This is a genomic window from Pseudomonas sp. Irchel s3a12, from assembly GCF_900187485.1.
GTDB classification, from domain to species: domain Bacteria; phylum Pseudomonadota; class Gammaproteobacteria; order Pseudomonadales; family Pseudomonadaceae; genus Aquipseudomonas; species Aquipseudomonas neuropathica.
Window position 1 is genome coordinate 565,214 of sequence record NZ_FYDN01000002.1, and the last position, 21,778, is coordinate 586,991.

Consider the following 21,778-nt stretch of genomic DNA (forward strand, 5'->3'; position numbering starts at 1 on the left):
GCGGAGTGTCAGTCTCCATTGAGTTGACTGATACACCGCTTTCGCGAGCAGGCTCGCTCCCACATTAGGATTGCTGCGATTTTTACTACGGGTTATGCGCCAGATGCTCCGGCTGCAACACCCGCTTGGCACTCAGATAAGCTTTCTGCCAGTACGCCTTCGACAGGCTGTCCAGCTTCACCGTGCCGCCGGTGGCCGGCGCATGCACGAAGCGCCCTTCCCCGACGTAAATCCCTGCATGACTGACCTGCGAGCCGCCATTGGTGGCGAAGAAGATCAGGTCGCCAGTCTGCAAGCCTTCCTTGCCGACATTCGGCGCCTGCATAACGATCAGCTCACGCGTCGAACGCGGCAAAGAGATGCCCGCCGCATCACGGTAGACAAAACCGATCAGCCCGCTGCAATCAAACCCCGAATCCGGCGTGTTGCCGCCCCAGCGATACGGCGTGCCCACCAGGCCGAGCGCGCGAAACAGCACGTCTTCAGCAGCCGGCGAGAAAGCTTGCGAAGGACCGAATACGACCGGAGCGCGAACCACCGGCGCAGGTGGCGGCGTACGACTGGCGCAGGCGCTGAGCAGCGCTGCGAAGAAGATCAATGTGAGGCGGGCCGTCATCGTCATAAGCAGAACATCCTGATCTGGCTGCGGCTTTTTCTGCCGATGGACAGAAAACAAAACCGCCTGCGTGAGCACGCAGGCGGTTTGCCATCAATATAGATACAGGATTCTAGCGGCTACGCGGCAAACTTCAAGTAAGACTTTAACTTCACCTTGTAAAGTCTACGTCTACTCCATTGCAGGGAGCCTGATTGTCGCCGCGAGCGCAGCGACATCGGGGGAATTACTTGCGAGCAGTGACGACGGTTGGAGCGTTGGCCAGAGCGCGTTTCGCTTCGATGAAAGTCTTGCTCCAGTAGCTATCACCCAGGCTGTCGATGCGAACACCGCCGCTGCGACGACTGCTGGAGTGGATGAACTGGTTGTCACCCAAGTAGATCCCGGCGTGACTGACACGACCGCGACGACCATTGGTGGCGAAGAACAGCAGATCGCCCGGCTCAAGGTTGCTGCGCGAGACCAGCGGCGCATCAACGTTGATCATTTCGCGGGTCGAGCGCGGCAGGTTCATGCCAGCTTCTTCGCGGAACAGATAGCCGATGAAACCGCTGCAATCGAAACCGGCTTCAGAGGTACCGCCGAAACGGTAACGGGTACCGATCAGGGACATGCCGCGTTCGAGGATGCTGTCGGCCAGAACAGGAAGCTGATAAGGCTTCTTGCCATTGAATTCGTTGAGTTCTTTTTCGGTGTCCAGCTCTTCCTGGTAAATAACGGAAGACTGAGCCGTGGCAGAATTTTTGACCTGTTGAGGCTGCTCTTGAACTGGAGAATGAGCAGCGCAACCGTACAACAGGGTGACGAGTGCGAGAGGCACGAGGGGTGCGAAGCGCTTTAGCATGGGCACGACCGTGGCTGATAGTTGTAAAGAAGCCGAGACTATGCCCGCTATCAGCCTCATTTGCAAATTCAATCGATCTTTTTGTGACTTCTCGGTTTCTCGTTTACATCTAAGCGCTTAAGCCCATTTGAACCGATACGCGGCCTGCGCACCTCGCAGGAAAGCGGATTTTCTGGCGCCTGAAATATGCCGAAACACGCTACAAGCCACAGAACCAAAGGGATGGCTACCAGCCAAGGGTTTCTTTCAGGAAGGGAATGGTCAGCTTGCGCTGCGCCTGCAAGGAGGCCTGATCGAGCTGTTCAAGCAAGTCAAACAGCGCACTCATGCTGCGAGTGCCGCGAGTCAAAATAAAATGCCCGACTTCGTCAGTCAGGTGCAGACCGCGACGCGACGCGCGCAATTGCAAGGCGCGCAATTTGTCTTCATCGGAGAGCGGACGCATCTGGAAAATCAGCGCCAGGGTCAGGCGGGATTTCAAGTCAGCCAGTTTGACCGGCAATTCACGCGGAGAGGTGGAGGCGGCAATCAGCAAGCGCCGACCGCTGTCACGTAGACGATTGAACAGATGAAACATCGCCTCTTCCCAGTCAGCCTTGCCGGCAATCACTTGCAAGTCGTCCAGGCAAACCAGCTCGTACTGTTCAAGGTTGTCGAGGATTTCAACGCCGCGGTCCATCAACTCGGCCAACGGCAAATACACAGCCGGCTCACCCATCTGCTCGAAGCGCAAGCATGCGGCCTGCAACAGATGCGTCCGCCCTACGCCGTGTTTGCCCCACAGGTAGATCAGGCTTTCTGTCCAGCCGGCGTCGGCTTCGCATAGACGCTCGACATAGCCGAGTGCAGCGGCATTGGCGCCTGGGTAGTAGTTGATGAAGGTGGCGTCGTCACGCAGACGCACACCTAGGGGCAGCTGAATCGGTTTCATGCTGACTGAACAGTTCTCAAGGAACCGTTAGTGGCCTCTGTGTAAAGTTTGCGAAGTTTATACCCGTGAAGCTGAGCGCACAATGCGACAGAGTCCAAGCAAAATCAAAGGTTTGCGTTAACACGCTGGTTTTATGACAGATTCTTTGGCGCCAGCGCCTGCAGGACACGGGCCAACCCGGCTAATCGCCGGGCCGCCCTGCACCGTTACAACTCCGGCTCGTCCACACCGCTATAGATCTCGGAATCCTTGTACAAGTCGTGCACATGGCGCACCAGCACCATGATCACCGCCGCCACCGGCAAGGCCAACAGCACACCGGTGAAACCGAACAGCTCGCCGCCAGCCAGAATCGCGAAGATTACCGCCACCGGGTGCAGACCAATACGATCACCCACCAGCAACGGGGTCAACACCATACCCTCAAGCGCCTGACCAACCATGAACACCGCGACGATCCCGACCATCGGGTACAGATCACCACCGAACTGGAACAACCCGGCAATCAGCGCTGCGCCAATGCCGATCACGAAGCCCATGTACGGCACGATCGCCGCCAGCCCCGCGATCAGTCCGATCAACAGCCCCAGCTCCAGACCGACAATCATCAAGCCTGCCGCATAAATCACACCCAGCGCCAGCATCACCAGCAACTGACCACGAACGAACGCGCCCAGCACTTCATGACATTCGCCAGCCAAGGCGACTACACGCTCTTCACGATCACGCGGCAGCAGGCTGCGGATCTTGGCCATCATCACGTCCCAGTCGCGCAGCAAGTAGAAACTCACCACCGGGATCAGCACCAGATTGGCCAGCCAGCCGATCAGCGCAAGACTGGAGGCCGTTGCCTGACTCAGCACCACGCCGACAATGTCGGTGGTCTGACCCATGTGCTCGCTGATCGCAGCCTTGACCTTATCGAACTTCCAGAACCCGTCCGACAACCCCAGCTTCGACTGCGCCCACGGCACAGCTGTGTGCTGCAACCAGTCGAGCATCTGCGGTGCCAGTTCGTACAGACGCAGCAACTGCTTGGCGAGCATCGGCACCAGCACCAGCATCAGTGCGGTGACGATCAGCGTGAACAACGCAAACACCGCGATCACGCCCCAGGTTCGCGACAGCCCGAGTTTTTCCAGACGATCCACCAACGGATCGAACAGATAAGCCAGCAGCAGCGCCACCAGAAACGGCGTGAGGATCGGGTGCAGCAACCACACAAACGCGCAAAGCAGGACTACCCCACCGAGCCAGAACCAACGCCGCGTATCGGCCATGTACCACTCCTGTTGCTTCTATATAAGGAAAGACTTACCAGCGAAACCGCAACGACGGTGCTGCCGGGGTCGGGGCTGGCGCCGCGACAGGTGTTGCGCCACCAGCCACTGGTTGTGGCGCCGCTACCGGAGCCGGCGCCTCGGCCGGTAACTCCTGCAACTTCGCCAGCGACAGCTGCGCACGCATCTGATCGGCACTGCCATTGACCCGATAAACGATACGATCGCCATCAACACTTTGCAGACGCACGCCAAACGGTTCGAGTAACCGCAGCAGCGCCGCGTAATGTTCAAGATTCATGCCTTGGACTTCCAGGGTCTGCTGACCCGAAGCACCGGGCTTGGCAACAAATCGTGGCGCCAGACGCTCAGCCACCGCCAGCATCACCGCATCAGCGACAGCGGCCTGATCGGCGCCCTGCACACTGCCCGCCTCTTTCTGGTCGCCCAGCCACAAGTGCCACTTGGCCTGCCATTGCCCGCCCTCTTCACGGGCATGCACCGCCAGCAAGGCGTCAGCGTTGTAGCGCTCCGAAGCACCGCGCAGTGGCGCCGGATCCGTGCCCTCAAGCGCTGGCGCAGTGGCAACCAACTGCTCACTCAAATCAGCCAGCGGTAAACGCAACGGCAAGCCGCGGTGTTGCGCAGCCGTACGCAACGGCGCCGCAGCGGCCTGACCGTCACCGACCAGGCTAGAACCTTCGGCCGAATCGTTCAGCCACCAACTCAGGATCGACGGCCGACTGGCGCCCCACAACGACAGGCCGGCCCGACGCAGCGCCTGCTCGGTGGTCGCCGGATCAAAATCGACCTTCAGCACCTCCGGCGGCCCGGCATCGAAACCGAACTGACTGATAATTTGCTGCGGATCCTTGCGAATCGCCGCCAGCCCCGGGTTTTGCGCAGCTTTCGGATCGCCCGTCAAACGCAGCACCAACGTGTCGAGCGCCGCCTGCGTGGCGCGATCACGTTCTTCCGGAGCCTGGCCATTGACCGGCTCACGCACTTGATAAAGGCCTTTGAGATTTTCGGCGTGACTCGCCAGGCTGAGCAGAGACAAACAACCCACAAACAACAATTTACAAAAACGCATGGAAAATTCCCGTCGACAGGAGCGGCTGGAACAGGCCGCGTGAACCGGTTAAGCAAGGCTGTGACAATCTGCCATCGCAAAACATTCACACGGTAGCGGTAAGTTTTTGCACAGTGATAACGATAGACGGTTAATCGCCACACCTTATACAGGCGTTCATACGGCTCAATTGCAAAAAATTTCCGCTGATATGGCCCTGCCCGTCGGTGCGAGGATGGCCGCTGCCCCTCAAGCCTGATAAAATCGCGCGCCTTCGCAGACCGGCAACAGCCGGGCACCTCGAAACTCGCGTGAGGCCATCGCCACCCTCGATTTCGACGTTCCCGCTGAACTCGGTCGTTACCCCTGAATCCCCTCCCCTAAAGGCCTGGATCATGAGCAAGCAACCCTCCCTGAGCTACAAGGACGCCGGTGTAGACATCGACGCCGGTGAAGCATTGGTCGAACGCATCAAGAGCGTCGCCAAGCGCACTGCGCGCCCGGAAGTCATGGGCGGCCTGGGCGGTTTCGGCGCCCTCTGCGAAATCCCGGCCGGCTACAAGCAGCCAGTTCTGGTTTCCGGTACCGACGGCGTCGGCACCAAGCTGCGTCTGGCGCTGAACCTGAACAAGCACGACAGCATCGGTATCGACCTGGTTGCCATGTGCGTGAACGACCTCGTCGTTTGCGGCGCTGAGCCACTGTTCTTCCTCGACTACTACGCCACCGGCAAACTGAATGTCGACACCGCTGCCCAGGTGGTAACCGGCATCGGCGCTGGCTGCGAACTGTCGGGCTGCTCGCTGGTAGGCGGTGAAACCGCTGAAATGCCAGGCATGTACGAAGGCGAAGACTACGACCTGGCCGGCTTCTGCGTCGGCGTCGTGGAAAAATCGGAAATCATCGACGGCTCGAAAGTCGCCACTGGTGATGCGCTGATCGCTCTGCCATCGTCCGGCCCGCACTCCAACGGCTACTCGCTGATCCGCAAGATCATCGAAGTCTCCGGTGCCGACATCGAAAACATCCAGCTCGACGGCAAACCGCTGACCGACCTGCTGATGGCCCCGACCCGTATCTACGTGAAGCCGCTGCTCAAGCTGATCAAAGACACCGGCGCGGTCAAAGCCATGGCCCACATCACCGGTGGCGGCCTGCTCGACAACATCCCGCGCGTTCTGCCAAAAGGCGCTCAGGCTGTGGTTGACGTGGCTAGCTGGACTCGCCCTGCCGTATTCGACTGGCTGCAGGAAAAAGGCAACGTTGACGAGACCGAAATGCACCGCGTGCTGAACTGCGGCGTTGGCATGGTCATCTGCGTGGCTCAGGAACACGTAGAAGTTGCGCTGAACACCCTGCGTGACGCCGGCGAACAGCCTTGGGTCATCGGTCAGATCGCTGCCGCTGCCGAAGGCGCTGCTCAGGTTGATCTGCAGAACCTTAAGGCTCATTAATGTCCGCAACCTGTGATGTCGTGGTGCTGTTGTCCGGCACCGGCAGTAACTTGCAGGCTCTGATCGACAGCACGCGGACCGGCGACAGCCCGGTCCGCATCGCTGCAGTGATTTCCAATCGCGCCGACGCCTACGGCCTGCAACGCGCCAGTGCTGCGGGTATCGCCACCCGCTCGCTGGATCACAAGGCATTCGAAGGTCGCGAGGCCTTCGATGCTGCTCTGATCGAACTGATCGACGAATTCAATCCGAAACTCGTGGTGCTGGCCGGCTTCATGCGCATTCTCAGCGCTGATTTCGTTCGCCACTACCAAGGTCGCCTGCTCAACATCCACCCGTCGCTGCTGCCCAAATACAAAGGGTTACACACTCATCAGCGTGCGCTGGAGGCCGGTGACACTGAGCACGGCTGCTCCGTGCACTTCGTCACCGAGGAACTCGATGGCGGACCACTGGTCGTACAGGCAGTATTACCGGTAGAGTTGCACGACACGCCGCAGAGTCTGGCGCAGCGAGTCCACGTTCAGGAACACCTGATCTACCCGATGGCAGTACGCTGGTTTGCCGAAGGCAGACTGGCACTCGGTGAACACGGTGCTTTGCTGGACGGCCAGTTACTCGCGGCCAGCGGCCACTTGATTCGAAACTAGGAGATATTATGCGTCGCGCCCTGCTCTTCGCTTGCGCTCTGCTCGCCCTGCCCTTCGCGCAGGCAGCGGACCTTCAACCGTTCTCCGCCAGCTACACCGCCGACTGGAAGCAGTTGCCCATGAGCGGCACCGCCGAGCGCAGTCTGGTCAAGGAAGCCAACGGCGTCTGGAAGCTCAGCTTCAAGGCCTCGATGATGATCGCCAGCCTGACTGAAGAAAGCACTCTGACCCTGGACAAGGACACCCTGCTACCGCAGTCCTACCATTTTGAACGTGGCGGTCTGGGCAAAGCGAAAAAGGCTGATCTGGATTTTGACTGGAACAGCAAAATGGTCACCGGTACCGACCGTGGCGACGCGGTGAAGATTCCGCTGAATCGCGGCATGGTCGACAAGTCCACTTACCAGTTGGCACTGCAACATGACGTTGCTGCCGGCAAGAAGACCATGAGCTATCAAGTGGTCGATGACGGTGAAGTCGATACCTATGACTTCCGCGTGCTGGGTTCGGAAAAAGTCGAGACCAAGGCTGGCAAGATTGATGCGATCAAGGTCGAGCGCGTGCGCGACCCGACACAAAGCAAGCGCATCACCGTCCTCTGGTTCGCCAAGGATTGGGATTACCTGCTGGTTCGCCTGCAACAGGTTGAAACCGACGGCAAGGAGTACAACATCATGCTCCAAGACGGCACCGTCAACGGCAAAGCCGTTAAAGGCAGCTGATCCGCCGCAAGAACAAAGAGCCCCGCGAAATGCGGGGCTTTTTTTTGCCTGTGTTTAACTCGACTTTTTGTGTCACCTTCGCCCCTCCCCCCAGCCCTCTCCCGAGGGAGAGGGAGCCGACCGAGATGTCTGGCGCTGGGCATCGACCTGAAAAACAGAGTCGATTATGGATTCACCCAAGCAGTTTCAGGTCGACGTATGTGCAGCGCATCGCACGGTCAGTCCCCTCTCCCTCCGGGAGAGGGCTAGGGTGAGGGGCTTTTGAAGGCAAACCTCAAACCGAGAACTTGGCGACCATGCTGTTCAAATCCACCGCCAACCGCGACAGTTCCTGACTCGCCGCGCTCGTTTGATTGGCCCCGGCCGATGTCTGCATCGCCAGATCACGAATATTCATCAGATTACGATCCACTTCCCGCGCCACCGCCGCCTGCTCTTCCGAGGCACTGGCGATCACCAGATTGCGCTCGTTGATCAGCGTGAACGCCGAGGCAATCTCTTCAAGTGCAGCCCCGGCCGCCTTGGCTAACTCCAGCGTCGAGCGCGCCCGCACATTGCTCTGCTGCATCGAACTCACCGCCGAATCGGTGCCCTGCTGAATGCCGCCAATCATCTGCTCAATCTCTTGCGTCGATTGCTGGGTGCGATGCGCCAAGGCCCGCACCTCGTCCGCCACCACAGCAAACCCACGCCCGGCATCGCCGGCCCGCGCCGCTTCGATCGCAGCGTTCAGCGCCAGCAAATTGGTCTGCTCGGCAATCGAACGAATCACGTCCAGCACTTTGCTGATGCTATAGACCTTCTGCGCCAGATCTTCTACTTGGCTGGCATTGGCCGTCACATCATCGGCAAGCGATTCAATAGACAACACCGTTTGATGCACCTGTTCACGACCATGCTGGGCAATACGATCGGATTCCCGCGACGCTTCTGACGTTGCCACGGCATTGCTGGCAACCTCCTCCACTGCAGCAGTCATCTGATTGACCGCCGTGGCCGCCTGTTCGATTTCCAGGCTCTGCTGGTGTAACCCGCGCGTAGCGTCTTCCGTGACGCAACTCAGCTCCTCTGACGCTGAGGCCAATTGGCTGGAGGACTCCGAGATTTGCCGAATCGTCTCGCGCAAGTTGTGCTGCATGCTCTTGAGCGCCTGCAACAGCCGCGCCGGCTCGTCCTTGCCGCTGATGTTGATGTCGCCGGTCAGATCGCCACCCGCCACCACCTCGGCCACGCCCAACGACTGCGCCAGCGGCAACACGATGCTGCGGGTCAGCAACAGGGCCAGGCCGATGGTGATCAGCGCGGTCACGCCAATCATCACCCCGACCCACACCCGCGAATTCATGAACACCAACCGCGCAGCTTCGGTGGCGAGATTGGCATTGTGTTTATTCAGCTCAACCAGTTCGCGCAAAAGCACTGCGATTTCGTCGGCCAAGGGACTCATCTGACCATTGAGAATGGTCGCGGCCTCCTCGACCCGATTCTGCGCAGACAACTGCATGACTTGTGCCTGAAACTCCAGATACTGGTGTTCGGCAACCTTGAAGCGATCGAACAGCTTGCGCTCCTCGGGCAACACGATCAGCACGTCATAACGCTGCTGCGCCTCACTAAGCACACCGCGCAATTCATTGAGTTTGGCAACGTTCTGTTCGAGCGCCTGCGGATCACGATTGAGTAACAGACGCATGGTCAACGCTCGCAGGCGCAGCATGTCCTGACTCATCTCGCCGACCGCCATCACGCTCGGCAGCCAATTGTTATCGACCTCGTCGGACTGCGCGCGCATGTTTGACATTTGCAGCAAAGCGAACGCCCCGAGGGCAAATACCATCAGCGCCAACAGGCCAAAACCGAGGCCGGCGCGCGGGGCAATATTGAGACTACGGATACTCATTGCTCTGGTTCCTTCCAAAAGCGCTGCATCAACCCTGCAGCTGGTTGCTTTAGAAGGTATCGGCCCGGCGAAAATTTGCGTAAGACGAAAAGGCGATATCAAAAGGCCTTGATCCTTCGAACCGTTGGCATTAACGATTCAGCGTGCTTTTGCCGGACTTGAGCACCGTTCGCGGCAAGATTGCCAGGAAGTTATCCCGTGCGACTTTTTGCGCAACGTCTTCCGGCAGCGCATCAAGGAACGGTTTGAAACTGCGCATTTCTTCACCGAGCTTATTGAAACGCCCGACCACGTCAGAGCCGAGCATGAAGCGTTCCGGGTATTTCTCGACCAGCGCCAGCCACTCCGCGCGCGGCGTGCCCTGTTCGTCCAGCAGGTACGGCGTGAGCATGCTCCAGGACAAGTCGATAAACAGGTTGGGATACGCCTCAAGCATGCGCGTCAGCGTGGGCAGCAAGAACTTCAGTTGTGTCTGATGCCGATGAATTTCGGCACTGGTGCCGGCGTGCGCCCAGATAAATCGTGTATGCGGGTGATTACGAAGCGGCTCTTCGATTTCCTTCAGGTACAGCGGATTTTTCTCACGCTTGGAGGTGATGTTGGAATGCAGCATCACCGGCAGATCGTTCTCGGCGGCCAGATGATAGATCTTGGTCATCGCTTCATTGTTGGCCCGCGGCGTGTCGCCGGAGGTCAGCGCCGTGAGATCGTCATGCCGGGTAAACACTTCGCCGATGCCCTGCCAAAGCCCTGGGTAAAGGTCGAGCATGCGCTGGATATGTGCGGCGGAGTTCTTGTCGTTGGGGTTGAAGCCGGCCAGGAAGGGATGAAAGTACGGGCGCTGCTCGGCGCTGAGTTTTTGCACGGCATCAGCAACGATCACATCGGTTGCGCTGTACCAGTAGGCGTCAGCGTCGTCACCCGCGTAATAACGCGGACGCTTGGGTTCGTCTTCGTGCCATTTCTTCGCCACCGGAATGCCGGAAATCATCACATGCTCGATGGAATTGTCCTGCATGGCTGTCAGCAGTTTCGCCATGCCTGCGCTTTCCTGGAAAAAATCCACGTAATGCAGGTGCGCATCGCTGTAGGTGTAATCGCGGGCGCTCGCGCTGCCGGCAACCAGAAGAAGACAGGCAAGACTCAGACGATACAGGGACACAAGTAATCTCCGGGAAGTAGGCATAGCCTAGACCGCACCCTGACGACAAGGGTTCATCCCGCAGGAAAGTGGAACGCGTACCGGTGGGAATGCTCTATAACTGCAAGGTCTTTTTTGATCGAACGACTTTTCCTACTGCCTGTGAGGTTCCCATGACTGTTACCGTCAATACCGTCTCCGCTGAAGGTTTTCGTCACACCGTACAGATTGATGATCACGAACTGTTTGCCGACGTGCCGAAAACCGCCGGCGGCGAAGGCTCGGCACCTGAGCCGCACGACTATTTCGATGCGGCCCTCGGCGCCTGCAAAGCGTTGACTCTGAAGATGTACGCGAAGAAAAAAGACATCCCGCTGACCGGTGTCGGAGTCGAGGTCAAACGCGACAACAGTGAAGAGCAGAAAGGCAAATACGCCCTGCACGTAACCCTCACCCTCAAAGGCGTACTCACCGACGCCCAGCGTGAAGAACTGCTGCGCGTCGCCGATCGCTGTCCGATTCACAAACTGATGACCACCAGCGACGTGACGATCGAAACCCACGCTCCGCAAGGCTTCGATAGCCAGTAATCCTCCTCATGCCAGCGGCGGGTTATGCTTCTGGCATCACCCGCTCAGCCTGGAATGCACCATGGACACGCAACCTCTGATCATCCGCCCGCGCGCCGAAGACGTCGAAGGCCAGCCGATTCTGCGCCCGTTGCCGTCAGCCAAATGCCGCAGCGTCGGGCCTTTCGTGTTTTTCGACCACATGCTCGAGACGGTTTATCCGACAGGCAAAGGTATGAATATCCGACAGCACCCGCACATCGGTCTGTCGACGCTCACGTATCTGTTCGAAGGTCAGATCCAGCACAAGGACAGCCTTGGCTCGGATCAAGTAGTCAGAGCCGGTGATGTCAGCTGGATGACCGCTGGTAGTGCGATTGCACACGTCGAGCGCACGCCGGAACCGTTGTGGGACCAGAGTTTCACGATGCACGGTTTGCAGATCTGGCTGGCGTCGCCCAAGGATCACGAGCAAGGCCCGGGGCATTACAGCCATCACCCGGCAGCGACATTGCCGGTCAGCGATAACCTTGGCGTACAGATCCGCATGATTGCCGGGTCAGGCTTTTGCCTGGAATCGCCGGTGCCGGTGCTTTCTCCTACGTTGTATGCGGAAGTGAACATGCAAACCGCGACCACTTTGCTGATTCCGACCGAGCATGAAGAGCGGGCGGTTTATGTGTTGAGTGGGGATGCGCAATTGAATGGCGAAGCGATTGAGCCGCATGCGTTGGTGGTATTGCCGGCCGGGGAAGAGATGAGTCTGTTTGCCGAAAGTGATGTGCACGCGGTGGTGTTCGGCGGCGCGCCGCTGGACGGGCCGCGGCGGATCAACTGGAATTTTGTCGCGAGCGATCCGGCGGCGATTGATGAAGCACGGCGTAAATGGGCGGCCGGGGATTGGCCGACGGTGCCGGGGGAAGTTGAGCGGATCGAGTTACCGCGCTGAAAAGCACCCTCACCCCAGCCCTCCCGAAACGTCGGACCGTCCGTAGGGAGAGGGAGCCGACGGAGGTGTCTTGCGTCATACATCGACCTGAAAAATCTTGGCGATTATGGATTCACCAAGACACTTTCAGGTCGGCGTAACCCTGAAGCATCCCCCCAATCAGTCCCCTCTCCCTACGGGCGGTCCGACGTTTCGGGAGGGTTAGGGTGAGGGGCTTTTGCTTTTCAGGCTTCAGCCCTTGAACACTTCATCCAGCAAATCATGCATCGACTTGAACGCGCGCTTCGCGGTTTTCGCGTCGTACATCATCTTGCCCGGCACATTCGCATGCGGATCAGTGAACGAGTGCACCGCACCGCCATAGCTCAGCAGTTGCCAATCGACTTTCGCCGCGTTCATTTCATCCTCAAACGCCGGCAATTGCTCTTTTGGCACCAACGGGTCTGAAGCACCGTGCAGCACCAGCACCGAACCTTTGATGTTCTGCGCGTCGGCCGGATTCGGCGAATCCAGCGTGCCGTGGAACGACACCGCCGCTTTCACCGGCGCACCGGTGCGCGCCAAATCCAGCGCACAGCAACCACCAAAGCAGAAACCGAACACTGCCAGGTTCGAAGTATCCACCGCCGCTTCGCCCTGCTTCTGCAACTGCTCGAACGCCGCTTGCATACGCTTGCGCAGCAGCGCGCGATCATCCTTCAACGGCATCATCGCCGCGCCGGCCTGATCCGCGTTCTGCGGACGCACAGCCTGACCGTAAACGTCAGCGATCAACACCACGTAGCCCTTGGCCGCGACCGATTTGGCGATCTCTTCGGCACCGGCGCTGACGCCCATCCAGTTCGGCGCCATCAACAAACCCGGACGCGCGCCTTTGTGCTCGGCGTCGAACGCCAGACGACCTTCATAAGGCTGGCCGTCGATCTGGTAGACCACGGAACGTACAGTGACTTCGCTCATTTCTGACTCCTGATTTGCTAAACACCAGAATGAAAAAACCCGCCGAAGCGGGTTTTTCTACGACTTGGTTAAACCGACAGTTCAACCAGCAGCTTGTTCAGGCGGCGCACATAAGCGGCCGGATCTTTCAAGCTGTCGCCGGCAGCCAGGGCTGCCTGATCGAAGAGGATGTGCGACAGGTCGCCGAACCGCTCTTCGCTCTGCTCGCCATCGAGTTTCTCGATCAGCGGGTGGCTTGGGTTGAATTCGAAGATTGGCTTCGAATCCGGCACTTTTTGCCCGCTGGCTTCGAGGATCTGGCGCATTTGCAGACCCAGATCCTGCTCGCCGATGGCCAGAATGGCCGGCGAGTCGGTCAGACGATGCGATACGCGGACTTCAGCCACGGAATCGCCCAGCGCGGTTTTCAGACGCTCAACCAGACCTTCTTTGGACTTGGCGACTTCTTCTGCAGCTTTCTTGTCCTCTTCCGAGTCCAGATTGCCCAGATCAAGATCACCACGTGCCACGTCAACGAAAGTCTTGCCGTCGAACTCGCTGAGGTAGCTCATCAGCCACTCGTCGATGCGGTCGGTCAGCAGCAGTACTTCGATGCCTTTCTTGCGGAAGACTTCCAGGTGCGGGCTGTTTTTAACCTGCGCGTAGGTTTCGCCGGTGAGGTAGTAGATCTTGTCCTGACCTTCCTTGGCGCGAGCCAGGTAGTCGGCCAGACCGACGATCTGCTCGCCGTCGTCGCCATTGGTCGATGCGAAACGCAGCAGACCGGCAATTTTCTCTTTGTTGGCGAAGTCTTCGGCCGGGCCTTCTTTCATGACCTGACCGAAGTTCTTCCAGAAGCCTTTGTATTGCTCAGGCTCGTTTTTCGCCAGTTTTTCCAGCATGTCGAGCACACGCTTGGTCAGCGCGGTCTTCATCGAATCGATGATCGGGTCTTTCTGCAGGATTTCGCGCGACACGTTCAGCGACAGGTCGTTGGAATCGACCACGCCTTTGATGAAGCGCAGGTACAGCGGCAGGAACGACTCGGCCTGATCCATGACGAACACGCGTTGCACGTAGAGCTTCAGGCCTTTCGGCGCTTCACGCTGGTACAGGTCGAACGGTGCGCGGGCCGGCACATACAGCAGCGAGCTGTATTCGAGCTTGCCTTCGACTTTGTTGTGGCTCCAGGCGAGTGGGTTTTCAAAGTCGTGAGCGATGTGCTTGTAGAACTCCTGGTATTCCTCGTCCTTCACCTCAGTGCGCGGACGGGTCCACAGGGCGCTGGCGCGGTTGACGGTTTCCCATTCAACGGCCGGAGCCTCTTCACCTTCGGCAGCTGCAACTTCTTTCGGCAGCTCGATCGGCAAAGCGATGTGGTCGGAGTACTTCTTGATGATGTTGCGCAGACGCCAGCCATCGGCGAACTCGTCTTCCGCAGCTTTCAGGTGCAGAACGATGCGGGTGCCGCGCTCTGGTTTGTCGATGGTGGCGACTTCGAACTCGCCCTCGCCTTTCGACGACCAGTGCACGCCTTCGCTGGCCGGGGTGCCGGCGCGACGGGAGTACACATCAACTTGGTCAGCAACGATGAAGGCGGAGTAGAAGCCCACACCGAACTGACCGATCAGGTGCGAATCTTTCTTCTGATCGCCCGAAAGATTTTTCATGAAATCGGCAGTGCCGGATTTGGCGATAGTCCCCAGGTGGGTGATCACATCGTCGCGGTTCATGCCGATACCGTTGTCTTCGAGGGTGACGGTCTTGGCGTCCTTGTCGAAGCTCACACGGATTTTCAGATCAGCGCCACCTTCGAGCAACTCTGGCTTGGCCAGGGCTTCGAAGCGCAGCTTATCGACAGCGTCAGAGGCGTTCGAGATCAATTCGCGAAGGAAAATTTCCTTGTTGGAATACAGCGAATGGATCATGAGGTGCAGCAGCTGCTTTACCTCGGTCTGGAAGCCCAGGGTTTCCTTTTGAGTTTCCACACTCATGGTCATCAAACTCCAATCAGATGGCAGTGGCCGCGACCCGAAATGGTCGACGGCGGGTTGTCTTGTGAGTTTGGGGCGCTGTTCAGGATTTCAAGGGCTCCTCGATTTTGAAGTGCGCACGCGCGGTGGCAATCGGTTCGCTTTCAGTGCTTTGCCAGGCTGTGATCGCAACGTTGGCGACGCGGCGTCCCTGACGGCAGACCTGACATTTGGCCCAGGTATCGCGGAACTGCCCGGCGCGCAGGTAATCAAGGGAGAAGTCGATAATCTTCGGCACGCCAGGCGCACCGGTGCAAATCAACAGATGCAGGGCAGCGGCCAGCTCCATGAATCCGGCAATCACCCCGCCGTGGATCGCCGGCAATAAAGGGTTACCAATGTTGTCCTTGTTCGCCGGCAGCTTGAACAACAGTTCATCACCGACTCGCGAACACTCGATACCGATTAGCCCGGCGTACGGGATCAGTTCCAGCAACGGCGTGTAATCACCCTCTGCATGGGCCTGCTGCAATTGTTGCTTGAGGTCGTCAATCACTGACTTTCTCCCTTGATCGCGCCGCCGAAACCTTTGGTGCCTTTGAGGCCCTTGCCCATGCGCATGAAGGTGCCGACCACATGGGCGATGGGCTGTTCGGGATCATCCTGATAAGCGAAGCCTCGGGCGAAGATCACATCGGTGGTCACTCGGTAGCACTGGGCAAAGCCATACACATCCTTGTTCGGCTCGGCGGCGTGCATGTAATCGATGCGCAGATCGAGGGTTGGACACACCTCGAACTCCGGCAACACGCACAGGGTCGACATCCCGCAGGCGGTGTCCATCAATGAAGTAATCGCCCCGCCGTGAATGACTCCGGTCCGGGGATTGCCGACGATTTTTTCGCTGTACGGCAAGATCACCGTAAGCCCTTCGGCCGAGGCGCTGTGCACCTGCAAACCGAGTACCTGACAGTGACGCAGCGCCGATAGAAACCGCGTCGCACGCTCAAAAACGGTGTTTTCGGCCATTTGATAATTACTCTCGTTAGAGCCTTTGCCAGTAGTGAGCAAAACAGCAAAAGTTCCGTGTAAAAACAAACTTATATATCTGAAAGAAATGAGGAACTTAACCTGTAGCGCCGAGTTCTTAAGGCCAGTAGTTATTTTCCATAAGGAGAAACACCCCATGCGTAAGACTTTTGCTATTGCCTTGATGTTGACCGCTTCCCTCGGTCTCGCTGCCTGCGATAAAAAATCCGAGGACAAAGCTCAAGATGCCAACCAACATGCTGAACAAGCTCAGCAAGACATGAACAAAGCTCAGGATAAAGTGAACGACGCTGCGAAAGAAAACGCCGAAGCTGCCAAAGCTCAGGCTGAATCGAACGCTGCTGCACAAGAAGAAGCTGCCAAGAAGCAATAATTCGCTTTTTGCTGCAGAAAGAAGAAAACCCGCCAAGTGCGGGTTTTCTTTTGCCTGGCAATTAACGCCAGAGTCGCCTTAGAGCAAGACAGTTCTAAAAGTCGGACTAATCATTAGCAACAGCGAACACAATACGCCAACTATCCAGACCAGACTGCGCAGTTTGGGAAGATCGGCCAGGTAGAACCACAAGTAGAAGAGTCGCGCGATCACGAAGACGATCGCTAATGTGTCGATCAGCCATCCTGCCGTTTGCGTGGTGTGCGCCATCAACACAGCGACTGCGAACAACATGAACGCTTCGATGCTGTTCTGATGCGCCGCCAGCGCCCTCGCGCCGTAACCGGTCAATTGCGCCTGTTGCTGACGCGGCAGGTGATTGTTGTAACCACCCTGCTCTTTCATCGCTTTGCCTACCGGCATACGCGCGATATAGATCAACAGCGCGCTGATAAACACACACCAGAACGGAATACTCATCAAGCGACCTCTCTGTTTGTTTCGGGAAGGGGGGCTTCTGTAGGGGTATAGACCATGACATCGAGAACGTCGGAATGAAACTCCCGGCGGTACAGAACCACCACGACGCCGGCACTCATCAACATGAACAACCATGGACTCACAAACCAGGCCAGCATGCTCATGCCGAAGTAGTAGGAACGCAAGCCGAAGTTGAACTGGTTGGCCGCCATTGAAATCACTCGCGCCGCCCGCAAGGCAAAGGCTTTACGCTCCTGCTCCGACACCTGCCGCTCGCCGATCATAGGCGCCGAACCCACCAGTACGGCAGCAAAGTTGTACTGACGCATGCACCAGCTAAAAGTGAAGAAGGCGTAAACGAACACCATCGCCAGACACAGCAACTTGATCTCCGACATGCCCTGCGACGCCTGTTGCACCATCGGGATGTCCGCCAGCAACGAAACCGCCCGCTCTGACGCGCCAAGCACGGTGAGAATGCCGGCGAGAATAATCAATGTGCTTGAGGCGAAGAACGAGGCGTTGCGTTCAAGATTGCCAATCACGCTGGCGTCGGCGATGCGGTTGTCACGCAGCAACATACGGCGCATCCAGTCCTCGCGGTACAGGTGCAGCACACTGGCCAGACACGCTGTGTCGCGGGCTTTCCAGCCGGCATAACGGGTGTAACCACCCCAGCAGATGACAAACCAGACGGCGGCGAGCAGGTGGATCAGGTTGGCTTGGATGAACGACATGCAATTCCCTGTGGAGTATGGATGCTACCTGTGGGAGCGAGCCTGCTCCGGGCGGCGTTCCGACGAAAGCGGCGTATCACGCAACAGTGATGGCGGCTGACACAACGCTTTCGCGAGCAGGCTCGCTCCCACATTAGGACTTCGGCAACTCTTCGACGTTAGCCTAGGGAAAAAGACACTGCCTGACGCGCATAAAAAATGCCCCGTATCGATTGATACGGGGCATTTCTGTTTAAGCGTTGAAGACCCGCTTATGGCGGGTCAGGCAACGTCAGGCAACCGCTTCGCTGCGCTTGCCCAGCATGCGATCGCAAACCACTGCAACCACCAGCGTCATCACACACGGCACCAACCAGGCCAGGCCCTGCTCGCTCAGCGGCAGGTGGGACAGCTGCGATGGCATCCAGTCGGCCAGACCCGCGCCTTTCAGCGCGTCGATGGTGCCAAACACAAACGATACCAGCATCACCGGACCAAGAATGCGGCCGTGCTCATGCCAGAAGTCTTTGCAGAAGCTCAGCGCTACCAGCACGATGCACGGCGGGTAGATCGCGGTCAGCACCGGGATCGAGAAGGCAATCAGCTTGGTCAGGCCCAGGTTGGACACCAGCAGCGAGAACGCCGCCAGAATGATCACCAGGGTCTTGTAGGACAGTGGCAACACACGGCTGAAGTACTCAGCGCAAGCACAGGTCAGGCCGACCGCTGTCACCAGGCACGCCAGCGAGATCAGTACCGCGAGGAAACCGCTGCCCAGCGAACCAAAGGTGTGTTGCACGTAGGCATGCAGTACCGCCGCGCCGTTGGTCGCGCCCACCGCCACTTCGTGGCTGCCGGAACCGAGGCGGAACAGGCTGACATACACCAGCGCCAGACCGACACCGGCAATCAGCCCGGCGATGATCGCGTAACGGGTGATCAGCGCGGGCGACTCGACGCCACGGGAGCGGATCGCGTTAACGATGACAATGCCGAACACCAGCGCGCCCAGGGTATCCATGGTCAGGTAACCATTGATAAAGCCTTGGGAGAACGGTGCCGCCACGTATTCTGGCGTGCCATGGCCGATGTCACCCGCCGGCAAAGCGAATGCAGCGATACCCAGGACCGCCAGCGCGATGATCTTCAATGGCGCGAGGAAGCGGCCCACGGTGTCCAGCAAACGCCCAGGGTAGAGCGAGATGAAGAACACCAGCAGGAAGTACACCGAGCTGTAGAGGAACAGTGCCAGCGGGCTTTCGCCAGTGAGCGGCGCTAGACCGACTTCAAACGATACGGTTGCGGTACGCGGGGTGGCGAACAACGGGCCGACCGCCAGGTAGCACGCAGCCGCCAGAATGCCGCCGGCAATCTTGCCGATCGGGCTGCTCAGCGTATCCATCGCCCCACCAACCTTGGCCAGTGCAACGACGGTGATCACCGGCAGACCCACCGCAGTGATCAGGAAGCCCAGCGCGGCCATCCAGACATGAGGTCCGGCCTGCAAGCCCACGATCGGCGGGAAAATAATGTTGCCAGCCCCAACGAACAGGGCAAATGTCATAAAGCCAAGTGCCAGGATGTCCTGACCTTTCAAAACTTTCATTAAGGTAATACCACACTACTGAAATCGGAATTTAGAGGGGGATTGCCCTGTGTAATTAGGGAAATGCTGTCGATCCGTATGGGACTGACCCTTAAAGCGCGTTGCATGCCTTGTGGGCGGCAGACGCAAAAATGGCTGCTAGCCTAACGAATTTGGCGTGTAAACGCACTGTTAGAGGGCGAACTATCCGATACGCGACGTTTCCGTGTCGCGTTTTTGCATGTAATTGGGCGAAAGCCTATAAATCAGCGGATGTCAGAAACGACAAAGGCCACCCGAAGGTGGCCTTTGTTTGGTGAAGCGTCAGCTAAGCGCGAGGCTTACTTGACAGCCCAACCGGTCAGCTCGGCCAGGGCCTTGCCGATGTCTGCCAGCGAACGCACGGTTTTCACGCCTGCGTCTTGCAGAGCAGCGAATTTCTCGTCTGCAGTGCCTTTGCCGCCAGAGATGATTGCGCCAGCATGGCCCATGCGCTTGCCCGGAGGAGCAGTCACACCAGCGATGTAGGAAACAACCGGCTTGGTCACGTGTGCCTTGATGTAGGCAGCCGCTTCTTCTTCAGCCGAACCGCCGATCTCACCGATCATCACGATCGCTTCGGTCTTCGGGTCTTCCTGGAACAGCTTCAGGATGTCGATGAAGTTCGAACCCGGGATCGGGTCACCACCGATGCCGACGCAAGTCGACTGACCGAAACCGGCGTCAGTAGTCTGCTTAACAGCTTCGTAGGTCAGGGTGCCGGAACGCGAAACGATACCGACTTTGCCTGGCAAGTGAATGTGACCTGGCATGATGCCGATCTTGCACTCGCCCGGAGTGATAACGCCTGGGCAGTTAGGGCCGATCAGGACTACGCCCAGCTCGTCGCACTTAACTTTAGCGTCCAGCATGTCCAGGGTAGGAATGCCTTCGGTGATGCAGACGATCAGCTTGATGCCGCCGAATGCCGCTTCCAGGATCGAGTCTTTGCAGAAAGGAGCCGGAACGTAGATCACGCTGGCGGTAGCGCCAGTGGCTTCTACTGCGTCTTTAACGGTGTTGAACACTGGCAGACCCAGGTGCTCGGTGCCGCCTTTACCAGGAGTAACGCCACCGACCATCTTGGTGCCGTATTCGATGGCTTGCTGGGTGTGGAAACTACCTTGCGAACCGGTAATACCCTGGCAGATAACTTTGGTGTCTTTATTGATCAGGACGCTCATTATTTGCCCTCCGCAGCTTTGACAACTTGTTGAGCAGCGTCGGTCAGGCTGGTAGCAGCGATGATGTTCAAACCGCTTTCTGCCAGTACTTTAGCGCCCAGCTCAGCGTTGTTGCCTTCAAGGCGAACAACAACCGGGATTTTCACGCCGACTTCTTTCACAGCGCCGATGATGCCTTCGGCAATCATGTCGCAGCGAACGATGCCGCCGAAGATGTTGACCAGTACTGCAGCGACGTTGGTGTCGGACAGGATGATCTTGAACGCTTCAGTTACGCGTTCTTTGGTAGCGCCACCACCTACGTCGAGGAAGTTGGCTGGCTTGCCGCCATGCAGGTTGACGATGTCCATGGTACCCATGGCCAGGCCAGCACCGTTGACCATGCAACCGATGTTGCCTTCCAGTGCTACGTAGTTCAGTTCGAACTTGGCAGCGTGCGCTTCGCGCGGATCGTCTTGCGACGGATCGTGGAAAGTCTTCAGCTTAGGCTGACGGTACATGGCGTTGGCGTCGATGTTGATCTTGGCGTCCAGGCAGTGCAGATCGCCATCAGCCTTGATCACCAGCGGGTTCACTTCCAGCAGAGCCAGGTCGTGATCCTTGAACAGTTTGGCCAGACCTACGAAGATCTTGGCGAACTGAGCAACCTGCTTGCCTTCCAGACCCAGCTGGAATGCCAGCTCGCGACCCTGGAATGGCTGAGCGCCAACCAGTGGATCGATAGTGGCCTTGAGAATTTTTTCTGGAGTGTCGTGAGCGATTTTCTCGATGTCCACGCCACCTTCGGTGGAAGCCATGAACACGATGCGACGGCTCGAACGGTCAACGACAGCGCCCAGGTACAGCTCTTTAGCGATATCAGTGCACGATTCAACCAGGATCTTGGTGACTGGCTGGCCATTGGCATCAGTCTGGTAAGTCACCAGACGCTTGCCCAGCCACTGCTGTGCGAAGGCTTTGGCGTCTTCTTTGCTGCGAACCAGCTTAACGCCGCCCGCTTTACCGCGACCACCGGCGTGGACCTGGGCTTTGACAACCCACTCGCTGCCGCCGATTTTGTCGCAAGCTTCTGCTGCTGCTTCCGGGGTGTCTACTGCGTAACCAGTGGAAACTGGCAGGCCGTATTCAGCGAACAGCTGCTTACCCTGATACTCGTGAAGATTCATGCTTTTTACCGTCTTCGTTAGGTACTGCGCATTCGGCGCTGCGCTCGTTTGAGTGCCGCGCCACCTGTGACTGCTGCTTGCGTAGCTGAGCTACGCAAGACTGCGTCCAGCGGACATTCCGCGGTGAGACTTGCTCGCAAGGCTC

22 protein-coding genes are annotated in these 21,778 nt (G+C 58.1%); 6 read left to right on the top strand and 16 right to left on the bottom strand.

Annotated features, from left to right (window positions below):
* Nucleotides 1–85: 85 nt before the first annotated feature.
* The 5 genes from CKW14_RS06025 to CKW14_RS06045 all read right to left on the bottom strand — a co-directional run bounded on the left by CKW14_RS06025 (nt 86) and on the right by CKW14_RS06045 (nt 4,764).
* Nucleotides 86–622, bottom strand: coding sequence for a C40 family peptidase (locus CKW14_RS06025; protein ID WP_095050233.1), 537 nt, complete (start codon nt 620–622; stop codon nt 86–88).
* Between the two features lie 220 nt (nt 623–842).
* On the bottom strand, nt 843–1,460 hold the full coding sequence (locus CKW14_RS06030; RefSeq protein WP_007919826.1) for a C40 family peptidase: 618 nt from the start codon (nt 1,458–1,460) through the stop codon (nt 843–845).
* A gap of 226 nt (nt 1,461–1,686) precedes the next feature.
* Complete coding sequence (gene hda, locus CKW14_RS06035; RefSeq protein WP_007919828.1) at nt 1,687–2,391, bottom strand: DnaA regulatory inactivator Hda; 705 nt, start codon at nt 2,389–2,391, stop codon at nt 1,687–1,689.
* A 206-nt stretch (nt 2,392–2,597) separates the two neighbouring features.
* Nucleotides 2,598–3,671 carry an AI-2E family transporter gene (locus CKW14_RS06040; RefSeq protein WP_093440003.1) on the bottom strand — a complete coding sequence of 358 codons (1,074 nt, stop codon included), beginning with the start codon at nt 3,669–3,671 and terminating at the stop codon, nt 2,598–2,600.
* 34 nt (nt 3,672–3,705) lie between these two features.
* The gene (locus CKW14_RS06045) at nt 3,706–4,764 is read right to left on the bottom strand and encodes a DUF2066 domain-containing protein (RefSeq protein ID WP_095050232.1); all 1,059 of its coding nucleotides are present in this window, start codon (nt 4,762–4,764) and stop codon (nt 3,706–3,708) included.
* 374 nt (nt 4,765–5,138) lie between these two features.
* Between CKW14_RS06045 and purM the strand changes: the two genes are divergently transcribed.
* The 3 genes from purM to CKW14_RS06060 are packed head-to-tail and all read left to right on the top strand — an operon-like array spanning nt 5,139 to nt 7,569.
* On the top strand, nt 5,139–6,197 hold the full coding sequence (gene purM / locus CKW14_RS06050; protein WP_007919839.1) for a phosphoribosylformylglycinamidine cyclo-ligase: 1,059 nt from the start codon (nt 5,139–5,141) through the stop codon (nt 6,195–6,197).
* Nucleotides 6,197–6,847 carry a phosphoribosylglycinamide formyltransferase gene (gene purN / locus CKW14_RS06055; protein ID WP_095050230.1) on the top strand — a complete coding sequence of 217 codons (651 nt, stop codon included), beginning with the start codon at nt 6,197–6,199 and terminating at the stop codon, nt 6,845–6,847. The genes purM and purN overlap by 1 nt, the downstream gene beginning before the upstream one ends.
* Nucleotides 6,848–6,855: 8 nt before the next feature.
* Nucleotides 6,856–7,569, top strand: coding sequence for a DUF3108 domain-containing protein (locus CKW14_RS06060; RefSeq protein ID WP_095050229.1), 714 nt, complete (start codon nt 6,856–6,858; stop codon nt 7,567–7,569).
* Between the two features lie 274 nt (nt 7,570–7,843).
* Here the strand turns inward: CKW14_RS06060 and CKW14_RS06065 are convergent, their stop codons facing one another.
* Nucleotides 7,844–9,469 (bottom strand): methyl-accepting chemotaxis protein, encoded by a 1,626-nt coding sequence (locus CKW14_RS06065; RefSeq protein ID WP_095124973.1) that lies wholly within the window; start codon nt 9,467–9,469, stop codon nt 7,844–7,846.
* A gap of 130 nt (nt 9,470–9,599) precedes the next feature.
* Nucleotides 9,600–10,655, bottom strand: coding sequence for an amidohydrolase family protein (locus CKW14_RS06070; protein WP_095124975.1), 1,056 nt, complete (start codon nt 10,653–10,655; stop codon nt 9,600–9,602).
* 128 nt (nt 10,656–10,783) lie between these two features.
* On the opposite strand from CKW14_RS06070, the gene CKW14_RS06075 reads away from it, so the two are divergent.
* Entirely contained in the window at nt 10,784–11,200 is a 417-nt protein-coding gene (locus tag CKW14_RS06075) for an OsmC family protein (protein ID WP_095050226.1), read from the top strand.
* Between the two features lie 61 nt (nt 11,201–11,261).
* On the top strand, nt 11,262–12,128 hold the full coding sequence (locus tag CKW14_RS06080; RefSeq protein ID WP_095124977.1) for a pirin family protein: 867 nt from the start codon (nt 11,262–11,264) through the stop codon (nt 12,126–12,128).
* A 231-nt stretch (nt 12,129–12,359) separates the two neighbouring features.
* On the opposite strand, the gene CKW14_RS06085 is transcribed toward CKW14_RS06080, so the two are convergent.
* From CKW14_RS06085 to CKW14_RS06100, 4 genes are all read right to left on the bottom strand, one after another.
* Entirely contained in the window at nt 12,360–13,088 is a 729-nt protein-coding gene (locus tag CKW14_RS06085) for a dienelactone hydrolase family protein (RefSeq protein WP_095050224.1), read from the bottom strand.
* 68 nt (nt 13,089–13,156) lie between these two features.
* Nucleotides 13,157–15,061: a molecular chaperone HtpG gene (htpG, locus tag CKW14_RS06090; RefSeq protein ID WP_095124997.1), complete on the bottom strand. Its 1,905-nt coding sequence runs from the start codon at nt 15,059–15,061 to the stop codon at nt 13,157–13,159.
* A gap of 82 nt (nt 15,062–15,143) precedes the next feature.
* Nucleotides 15,144–15,596, bottom strand: coding sequence for a PaaI family thioesterase (locus tag CKW14_RS06095; protein WP_095124979.1), 453 nt, complete (start codon nt 15,594–15,596; stop codon nt 15,144–15,146).
* On the bottom strand, nt 15,593–16,069 hold the full coding sequence (locus CKW14_RS06100) for a PaaI family thioesterase (protein ID WP_095050222.1): 477 nt from the start codon (nt 16,067–16,069) through the stop codon (nt 15,593–15,595). The genes CKW14_RS06095 and CKW14_RS06100 overlap by 4 nt, the downstream gene beginning before the upstream one ends.
* A gap of 157 nt (nt 16,070–16,226) precedes the next feature.
* Here CKW14_RS06100 and CKW14_RS06105 point away from each other — a divergent pair, with 157 nt between their 5' ends.
* The gene (locus CKW14_RS06105; protein WP_007919867.1) at nt 16,227–16,463 is read left to right on the top strand and encodes a hypothetical protein; all 237 of its coding nucleotides are present in this window, start codon (nt 16,227–16,229) and stop codon (nt 16,461–16,463) included.
* Between the two features lie 78 nt (nt 16,464–16,541).
* Here the strand turns inward: CKW14_RS06105 and CKW14_RS06110 are convergent, their stop codons facing one another.
* From CKW14_RS06110 to sucC, 5 genes are all read right to left on the bottom strand, one after another.
* Nucleotides 16,542–16,943, bottom strand: a complete 402-nt coding sequence (locus CKW14_RS06110) for an MAPEG family protein (RefSeq protein WP_095050221.1) — start codon at nt 16,941–16,943, stop codon at nt 16,542–16,544.
* Nucleotides 16,943–17,680, bottom strand: a complete 738-nt coding sequence (locus CKW14_RS06115) for a DUF599 domain-containing protein (protein ID WP_095050220.1) — start codon at nt 17,678–17,680, stop codon at nt 16,943–16,945. Before CKW14_RS06115 ends, CKW14_RS06110 begins: the two co-directional genes overlap by 1 nt.
* 271 nt (nt 17,681–17,951) lie before the next feature.
* Complete coding sequence (brnQ, locus tag CKW14_RS06120; RefSeq protein WP_095124981.1) at nt 17,952–19,265, bottom strand: branched-chain amino acid transport system II carrier protein; 1,314 nt, start codon at nt 19,263–19,265, stop codon at nt 17,952–17,954.
* Nucleotides 19,266–19,585: 320 nt separating this feature from the next.
* Nucleotides 19,586–20,467: a succinate--CoA ligase subunit alpha gene (gene sucD, locus CKW14_RS06125; protein ID WP_008082972.1), complete on the bottom strand. Its 882-nt coding sequence runs from the start codon at nt 20,465–20,467 to the stop codon at nt 19,586–19,588.
* Entirely contained in the window at nt 20,467–21,633 is a 1,167-nt protein-coding gene (sucC, locus tag CKW14_RS06130; protein ID WP_007919879.1) for an ADP-forming succinate--CoA ligase subunit beta, read from the bottom strand. The genes sucD and sucC overlap by 1 nt, the downstream gene beginning before the upstream one ends.
* Between the last annotated feature and the right edge of the window lie 145 nt (nt 21,634–21,778).